The sequence below is a fragment of the Magnetospirillum aberrantis SpK genome, from assembly GCF_011022235.1.
Lineage (GTDB): Bacteria > Pseudomonadota > Alphaproteobacteria > Rhodospirillales > Magnetospirillaceae > Magnetospirillum > Magnetospirillum aberrantis.
Map to the genome: position 1 here is coordinate 19338 of NZ_JAAIYP010000008.1, position 7685 is coordinate 27022.

Here is a 7685-nt window from a genome sequence, read left to right on the forward strand (position 1 = left end):
TAATGCTCTGACAACACACAAACATTCGGATGAATGATACCGTGGAGAGCCACGGTATCATGTCAACATCCATACGATACCTAACCGCCGTTTGGTATCATCCGCAAATCGAGACGCCTTTACATGCCTCGCAGGCAAAGCTCGGCGATGAGCACGCCCTCAAGGGCATGCCGAATGCAGGGGAGCGCCATGCTATTGCCGATCGCGGCCTGTCGGTCGCTGTCGGTCGGCGGCTGGCCGTCCACCTCGGCGTAAGTGTATCCCCGAGGGAACCCCATCATGGCGTCCTGCTCGTCGAGGGATAGGAGGCGAATCATCCCCTCCTGGTCGACGGCGAGGCCGGGCTTGGTGGTGGCCGTAAAATGCGAGTGCGGCCGCACCCCGAGTCCGCCAAGGCCATAAGTCCCATGCTGGTGTAGGGTGTGCGAGAGACCGGATGCCATCACCACGAGTTCGCCGGTCAGGTCGCGGGGCGTGAGGTCGGGGTTGCGGCTGTCATAATGGTGCCGATCCATCCGGGCCATGCGGGGATCGCGTTTCGCCTTGGCCTTCTTGCGATCCTCCTTGATCCATTTCGCCACGCAAAGGCGCCGTGCGGAGGCGGGAAGCATCAACCGTGCCTCGGGCTTGCGGTCGAGGATGTCCCCGAGCCATGCCGGCTGCGGGACATGGAAGCGAGAGACCAAACCGCCCAGGAATTTCGGCAAGGGGCGACGGCGCTCCCAGGGGGGAAGGAATGTCGGCCCCGCGCCGGGCGGCGCCCCCTCGGGCGGCGGAACGGGTTCGGGCCAGTCGGTACGCCGGACAGCATCCAACGCTTTCGTGATGTCGGTGCAAGTGTCGAGATTTAGGCCGAGGCGACGGACGTAATGCTTGAAGAGGCGGTGATCCTTCGGGTCGATCGATCCGTCTTCACGCAACTCGTGCCAGACCTCAGGGCGAGGGCCAACGATGTCGTGGCGGTGCCAAGCCCTGCGGCGCGGCAAGAGCTTCGCCAAGTCCTTTCGGACGGCGACCGCGTAGAACCTCGGTCGCAACATGGGGAGGCCGAAATCAGTGGCGTCCAGATGAGCGATATCGAGACGATACCCTGCCTTGGCGATCTCGCGGACAATCTGGCAGAGGTCGTAGCGGCGTTCGCCATCGTTGAACAGTGCCTCCACGTTCTCAATGATCGCGTATTTCGGCTGCACCTCCCGCATGGCCCTGACCGCCTCCCGGAAAAGCATGCTCTTCTCGCCCTGGAGACCTTCACCATCTCCGGCAGCCGAAATATTTTGGCAAGGGAAACCTGCCGAAATGATGTCGATGGACCCGTAATGGCTGACCACATGCGGCCAATCGATCGCCTGCACGTCGCCCAGGTGCGGGATTTCAGGATTGTGCCGTGAGGTCACCTCGATCGCGTATCTGTTGACCTCCGACACGGCGACCACCTTGATCCGCCCATCCAACCCCGACGCGGCCAGCGTGGCGGCGCCCACGCCGTCGAACAGGTTGACCATGGTGAGCTGTCGGACAGGGCGCTCGGCCTCGGTCGCGGCGATGCCGGCGCGATAGATGCGGACGGCCATCGCCACATCCCGGATACGACGGATGGGGAGGCCGCGCTCGGTCAAGGCCGCCCGGATGTCGTCGGGCGGCATGCCCTTGAGGGCGTCGGCGCCGAGGAATTCGAGCACGTCCCCGACCCGGCGAGCGAGCCGCTTCTGGCGTTCGGGCCGCAAATCGCGGACTACCGCGACATGGAAACGGAATCTCGCCTTATCGGCCTCGGGAATGTATCGGATGTCCCCAGGTGAATCCGAAGCCCACCTCGCGGCGACTTCGCCGATCTGCTTGCCATCCTTGGCGAGCGCGGCTTCGCGGAGGGCGGCTGCCACCTTCGCCGGAGGCGTCTTGAGAGCCTCCTCGTATTTCGCGAGCAGCCGTTTCCGCGTTCCAACGAACGCGATCTTTTCCCAGGAGGCGCCGAGCATCTCCATGTCCCAGGCATCGGCCTCTGACCTTCCGGCCTCGGATTGGGTACGGCGTGCAAGGGTCTGGATGGTCATTTGGCGGCGGCTCCTCGGGATCGGGGACACCGCTAGTTATATCGTCAGTTGCGGAGAGGGTCCAGCGGGGACGTGGTGTGTCCCCGACCGTGGGGCAGGGTTGATGCAATACTGCGGGGTGAGATTAGAAGAGCGACATCTGTCAGATTCTGGGGGGTTGGCTGACTAATATGCCACGGCAACACCGCGGACGTTCCGCAGGTCTGGTAGACGAAGGAGGAGAGTCATGTTCAAGCTCATCGGCTTCATCGTGGTCACGGGATTTGCCGTCTACGGCGCGGCCCATTTCGTCAAGAAGCATGTCGTGGCACACAAAGCGACCGAGGGTTGACGCTGACAAGCGGCACAGCCGTCTGTTAACTAATGGGCGATTGCTGGCGAATGAGGGGGGTGTCATGCCACGCAAGCATGATGTCGATGCTCTTCCCAGGGATAAGCTGCTGGTGCTCTATCAACGGCTCACTCTGGATTGCAGGAAGCATTTCCAAGCGGACTTGGCCAAGGAGCTCAATTGTTCGCCACAGACCGTTTCAAGGCTCGTGGACGTCATCGAAAACCATCTAGGGAAAGACACGTACATCGACCGAGGAATCGAGGGCCGCAAACGATATTACCTTCTGCGTACCGTCTCCGAGAACAAGGCCCTGGGGTTCGCCTTCGAAGAGCTTTCCTATCTGTCAACATGCCGGGATCTCGCCGCTCCGTTTTTGACCGAGAGCGTCCTGGCGCGGATCGACAAATCACTCCACGCCCTGGCCCTTCATCTCGGGGAAACTTTTCCGGGCCTCCCTGAGCCCACGATCTCGTTCCACAGCAAGGGCTTTATCGACTACGTCCCTCATTTGGCGACCATATCGACCCTCCGCATAGCCATCACGAAGCGACAGGTCTGCCGGGTCACCTATACGGCCGTCGGACGCCACTCGCCCACCGAATATCGGTACGCACCGGGCCACATCGTCGCAATGAACGGCACTTTGTATGTCCAGGGCTACAGATTGGGCGCCGGTTCTCTGCTCCAAGAACGTCCCACCACGTTTTCTCTGCACCGAATCGCAGATGTCGAGCCGACCGGCGAATTCTTTCGCTTCGACGCCGCCGATATCGGCGCACGGCGGTTTGGGTTGACCTGGCATGAGCCGAGAAAGGTGCAAATTCACATCGCGGTAACAGCAGCCGATTATGTCCGCGACCGCGTCTGGAGTGATGACCAAAGGATCGATGAGCTGGGTGACGGGAGCGTCGTACTTACGGTCACCACAACCAGCGAGAAAGAGATCTCGGCCTGGGTGAAAAGCTTTGGCGATTCGGCTAGGATTTTGAACACCAGCGCAGAACCAGGAGGCGAAACATGATGGTGCGAATCTCAGCGCGAGTGTTCGACGCGGCTGGTCGAGACGCAGGGGAGTTGGATGCCACGCTCAATTGGGTCTTGGGGTACTTCTCAAAGAAGTGTCCGAATGTAGGCTTGCTAACCCATCTCGCGGAATCGGGTGGCTCGACTGTCACCGTCGAAATTTCAGATGAAGTTGCGAGCAAAATCCTTAACAAGTTCGGCGAATGTAAAGACAGCCTCGTCTCCACGCTTCTATCCGTGGCCTACAGTCTCGGGGGGATGGAATAATGGACATTACCACATGTTGTGATTTATCCCTTAGACAACTGGATGGATTGTCTAATGGCCTAAATGAAGAGGTGCATTCGATTGGACGGGTACTCTCGGAGCTCGGCAACGTCCAAGCTCCAGCGAACCATCCAGCAAATTTCGTGCTCCCGGTGCTGTACGGCGGTCTCAGCGCAAGCATTGCCGCTTCGGACACCGTTAATAAATTCCTCAACGAAATTCATAAGACGGCATCCAAGACGACTGAGCCAAAAACCGTCTTCGAAAAGATGATTCGTTTTTTATTTGGTCATAGCGGGGACAACATCGATAAATTCGATCTCGGCGACGGAGACCCAAGATTCATAAACCGAATGAAGATTGTGAGTGATGACGGATCTTGGGAATGGGCGGGACAGAATGCTGAGGGCTTGGCTCATCGTCTGTTCTGGGGACATGACATATTCTCGATGTCGGGTGACAACCCTTTCGCCCTCCTATGCGACCAATATGGTCTTCTGAAGGGCATTGTGCAGGTCTTCCGACACCTTCTTGGTGACACTTTCTCAAAAGCCGGCCTCCCCATCCCGTTTCACTCCTATTTCGATTACATCAAAGACGGCGGACGGATGGGAAACCGGCTTCTGGATTTCGCCAAATCAACAGCGGCTGACGCATCAGGAGACCTGACCGGTTATGATGCCTTCAATCAAATGTTTACCGTTCGTGCCGCGGACATTGGGACAACAGCCCTGACTTCGGCGGCATGCGGCGTCCACAACATGATCATGAACCGGAACGACGAAGCTGCGGCCACCCAGGTCCGCGCCATCGCCTATTCGTCGCAGTTCTTCGGCAAAGCCGCCATCGGCGCAATTCAAACCGGAGGCGTGCCATTCATCAGTTGGCCAACGGCACTGATGGCTGTCAAAGAGATATTCAACCTATACCGAGTGAGCTACAAAGAGATTGCCACCCTTGAGCGGATTACGTCATCGCTGGCGCCGGAGACCGACCGGCTGGAGGCGATGGTTTTCGCGTCGGGGGCCTCATTGGTAAGCCATCCAGATGCTTTCGGGTACATCAGAGAACTGAGGCAGATTGAATCACGGATGGACACCATGGTTGATTTCTTTGAGGAACCCTGAGTAATGGCTGTCCCGCTCATCATCCCGATCTTGACCTGCATCGGCGGCGCGGTCGTCGGCGCACTGTCAAGGCAGCCTGAGATCAACAGGCTCAAGGAGCAAGTACACGTCCTGCAAACGCAAGTCAGCAGGTTGCAGACCACCATTCAAGAACAGCAGCGTCAGATTGAGGAACTGAAGATCCGGGTGAACACGCTCAAGGCGTGGAATTTCGTCGAAAAGCGCCGAGCCCTCGGCATCACTCGCGGCTACCTGATAATGCAGTATGGCTTCAAGGAATACGTGGAGCTGACGATTCTTCAAGCCAAAGGGCAGGGCATCAGCGCTGAAGAGCTGCGCTTCTTCAACGCCTTCAACCTGATGATGACCGGATCGGAGATTGGTGAAGAAGATAAGCAGTTTGTTAAGATATTCATCAGCTCTCGGTATAGATATCAGATCGAAAACCTTATCGCGATGGACGACGGGGCCCAGAGCGAGCTGGTAAGAAAGGTGGAGGCCGCCTGATGCTCAAGCTCGCTTGGTTCTTCGTTTATATCTTCAAGTACCTTCTGGGCGGCATTCTCCTCGGGGCCCTACTCGGGGTAATTTTCCCACCGGCAGGCGGCATACTTTTTCTCCTATGCATTCTCGGGGGGTTTAGCGCTGCTTGGGAGGAAGCGGGCAACAGGGCGGGCAGTAGCAGCGCCAGCGATGTCGATGCTGAAATCGAGGGCTTCGAGGAGGCACTGAGGAAGGCCCGCCGGAACCTGATGTAAGGCGGGTCTAACGCGATTGGTGGCTGGGAAAACGGGTGGCTGGGAAAACGGATGGGCTGTTTAAGCGGATAGGCACGGTAGCCCCCCCCCAACAGCCCCCTCTGCTTTCAGATTTCCAGCATCGGATATTTGATCCTCGCCAGCCACCGCCGGAGCACGGCCGGTTTCGCGTGGCGCCCGTACCGACTGCGGGCCGTGTCGCCACCGTTCTTAGCTTTGCCTTTGCGGCCCTTGCTCTTGCCCATACTGCCCCATCCGCCGAGGGCGTCGGCGACCTCATCGGGGACGCCTGCGTTGCGGGCGGCGGTCGCCCAATTGTGCCTCAGCGAATGGTACACGTGGATGCGTTCCGAGTAGGCACCACAAGCCTTGAGATAGGCCGTGATGTCGTCGCGGATACCGTCGTAATGATTCCCGCCAGCATACTTGGTTGTGTCAAAAACCAAGATTTCGCCTGCCTTTTTGCGTGCCTCGACGTGCCGCAGGAAGCCAAGCTCGATCAATTTCGGGTGGATGGGGACAAGCCTCTTGGTGGCTTCGGTCTTCGTTGTTTTGTCCGTCTTCGTCGTCGTCCCGTCCCCATTCAACACATCAACATCCACGCGAAAGCAGGGGATTCCGTCCTCCTGCACGATATCAGCGACATGCAGTTGTGCGGCTTCGACGCCCCGGAATCCTTGGCATAAGGCAATGGCGAGAGCCCATTTCACGTCGGTCATGTTTTCCGCGAAATCCTTGGGGAAAATGGCTTTCAGCTTCTCCTCCGGGAAATCCTCGCGCTCGACCTTGTCTTCGGCTTGACGCTCGCGGACGATCTTGTAATCCCGCACCGGCACCGGACTTGCCGCGATCATCCCCTTGTCTCGGGCATACCCAAACAAAGTCGAAATGGATGTCAAATATTTGTTGACAGCACCAATGATGAGCAAGCGGATTTTCTCGCCTTCGGCAATCCTCATTTTGACATCCGCCGCAATCTGCACCCGATCCTTGCCCTTCCACTGCGGATTTCGGGCGGGGTCTGTGGCATAGGGAGGCAGATGCACCAACACGTCGCGAACGCGGTCAAGGTCGTCGTGGGTGATGGCTGAAACCGCCTTCGATTCGCCTAGGACATCGTAGAGGAGCGGGAAAATCGGCTGATAATTGCCCAAGTCCGCACCCCGGCCGGGGTCGGCCTTGAAGCGCTCGATCAGTTCGGCGAGCGTGTGGCGGCGACGCTGGGGCTGCATGGCATGCGGTGACGCGGCAGGCTCGGCGACTGCCCTTACTTCGTCGTGGAAAGATTTGTAATTGATCTCCTCGGCACGCTCTGTCAGACGCTCGACCAACCGCGATTTGAGCATGGCTTCAAGGGCGGGGGCGAGGATCATACGGCGTCTTTTGGCATGCCACGCCACAGCCTCGCCCGGCTCGGGCAGGCGCCATTCGGGAGGCACGTCTCCGCCCGGGAAACACGCCTGCGTGTTTTCAACGTCGGCGAGGTCAAGCTCCAGATAATCGACAAACGCATCCATCTCGTCGTCGGACATAGATGTCACCAACCGGGGACGCAACGCGGCCGCAAGTTCGTCGCGGGCTTGGTCAAACTCGGCCTCAAGGTCTGCAAGCATCCGCATCGCGGCCTTGAGTCCTGCCGCACGGTCGGTCGTCCCGGTGGATCGCTCGATGATCTTGGATTTGCCCTTGTAGCTGGGGTGTCCCCAAAGGGCCTTGGGGATTTTCTTTAGCACCCCGTATTTGCCTGCACGGTTGAGCACGATGCCCGGCGGCAACCCCTGTTCCTTCGCCATCTCGTCCACATTTTTTGCGGTCAGGTATGGAGAAAAGTATGGATGTCGGTATGGAAAAGTCCAGGCATTTCAACGTTTCTGCGGGTTTGAGGGGTGAAAGACACTTCCTCCCTAAACTTGAGCCCCAGCTTCGTGCTGGGGCTTTTTTTTCTGTTCATCGCCGGATTGCGGGGAAAGCCGCCCGGACCTTGAGGAAGTGGGTTTCAATCCACGCCCCCGCATGGGGAGCGGCCATGTCGCGCTCCCAGGTGGGAACATGAAATTCCTGCGGTTTCAATCCACGCCCCCGCATGGGGAGCGACCTCACACTTTTTTCAAGGGGCGCGCAA

The 7685-nt window shown here is 58.6% G+C and carries 7 protein-coding genes; 5 read left to right on the forward strand and 2 right to left on the reverse strand.

Going from position 1 to position 7685, the window contains the following annotated elements; translation table 11 throughout:
• Positions 1 to 119: 119 nt before the first annotated feature.
• Positions 120 to 2054, reverse strand: coding sequence for a DNA cytosine methyltransferase (locus G4223_RS02625; RefSeq protein ID WP_163674617.1), 1935 nt, complete (start codon positions 2052 to 2054; stop codon positions 120 to 122).
• Between the two features lie 395 nt (positions 2055 to 2449).
• On the opposite strand from G4223_RS02625, the gene G4223_RS02630 reads away from it, so the two are divergent.
• Genes G4223_RS02630 through G4223_RS02650 form a run of 5 tightly spaced genes read left to right on the forward strand, consistent with a single transcriptional unit; the run spans position 2450 to position 5563 of the window.
• Positions 2450 to 3409 carry a helix-turn-helix transcriptional regulator gene (locus G4223_RS02630; RefSeq protein ID WP_163674620.1) on the forward strand — a complete coding sequence of 320 codons (960 nt, stop codon included), beginning with the start codon at positions 2450 to 2452 and terminating at the stop codon, positions 3407 to 3409.
• A complete protein-coding gene (locus G4223_RS02635; RefSeq protein WP_163674623.1) occupies positions 3406 to 3678 on the forward strand; it encodes a hypothetical protein in 273 nt (90 codons plus the stop codon). The genes G4223_RS02630 and G4223_RS02635 overlap by 4 nt, the downstream gene beginning before the upstream one ends.
• On the forward strand, positions 3678 to 4805 hold the full coding sequence (locus G4223_RS02640; RefSeq protein ID WP_163674625.1) for a hypothetical protein: 1128 nt from the start codon (positions 3678 to 3680) through the stop codon (positions 4803 to 4805). Before G4223_RS02635 ends, G4223_RS02640 begins: the two co-directional genes overlap by 1 nt.
• A gap of 3 nt (positions 4806 to 4808) precedes the next feature.
• Positions 4809 to 5312, forward strand: coding sequence for a hypothetical protein (locus tag G4223_RS02645; RefSeq protein WP_163674628.1), 504 nt, complete (start codon positions 4809 to 4811; stop codon positions 5310 to 5312).
• Entirely contained in the window at positions 5312 to 5563 is a 252-nt protein-coding gene (locus tag G4223_RS02650; protein ID WP_163674631.1) for a hypothetical protein, read from the forward strand. The genes G4223_RS02645 and G4223_RS02650 overlap by 1 nt, the downstream gene beginning before the upstream one ends.
• Positions 5564 to 5670: 107 nt before the next feature.
• Here G4223_RS02650 and G4223_RS02655 read toward each other — a convergent pair whose 3' ends face one another.
• Entirely contained in the window at positions 5671 to 7356 is a 1686-nt protein-coding gene (locus G4223_RS02655; protein ID WP_163674634.1) for a site-specific integrase, read from the reverse strand.
• Positions 7357 to 7685 lie beyond the last annotated feature (329 nt).

Coding starts and splice junctions, on each gene's coding strand:
- G4223_RS02625 (WP_163674617.1), bottom strand. CDS start 2,054: ATGACCATCCAGACCCTTGCACGCCGTACCCAATCCGAGGCCGGAAGG.
- G4223_RS02630 (WP_163674620.1), top strand. CDS start 2,450: ATGCCACGCAAGCATGATGTCGATGCTCTTCCCAGGGATAAGCTGCTG.
- G4223_RS02650 (WP_163674631.1), top strand. CDS start 5,312: ATGCTCAAGCTCGCTTGGTTCTTCGTTTATATCTTCAAGTACCTTCTG.
- G4223_RS02655 (WP_163674634.1), bottom strand. CDS start 7,356: ATGGCGAAGGAACAGGGGTTGCCGCCGGGCATCGTGCTCAACCGTGCA.
- G4223_RS02640 (WP_163674625.1), top strand. CDS start 3,678: ATGGACATTACCACATGTTGTGATTTATCCCTTAGACAACTGGATGGA.
- G4223_RS02645 (WP_163674628.1), top strand. CDS start 4,809: ATGGCTGTCCCGCTCATCATCCCGATCTTGACCTGCATCGGCGGCGCG.
- G4223_RS02635 (WP_163674623.1), top strand. CDS start 3,406: ATGATGGTGCGAATCTCAGCGCGAGTGTTCGACGCGGCTGGTCGAGAC.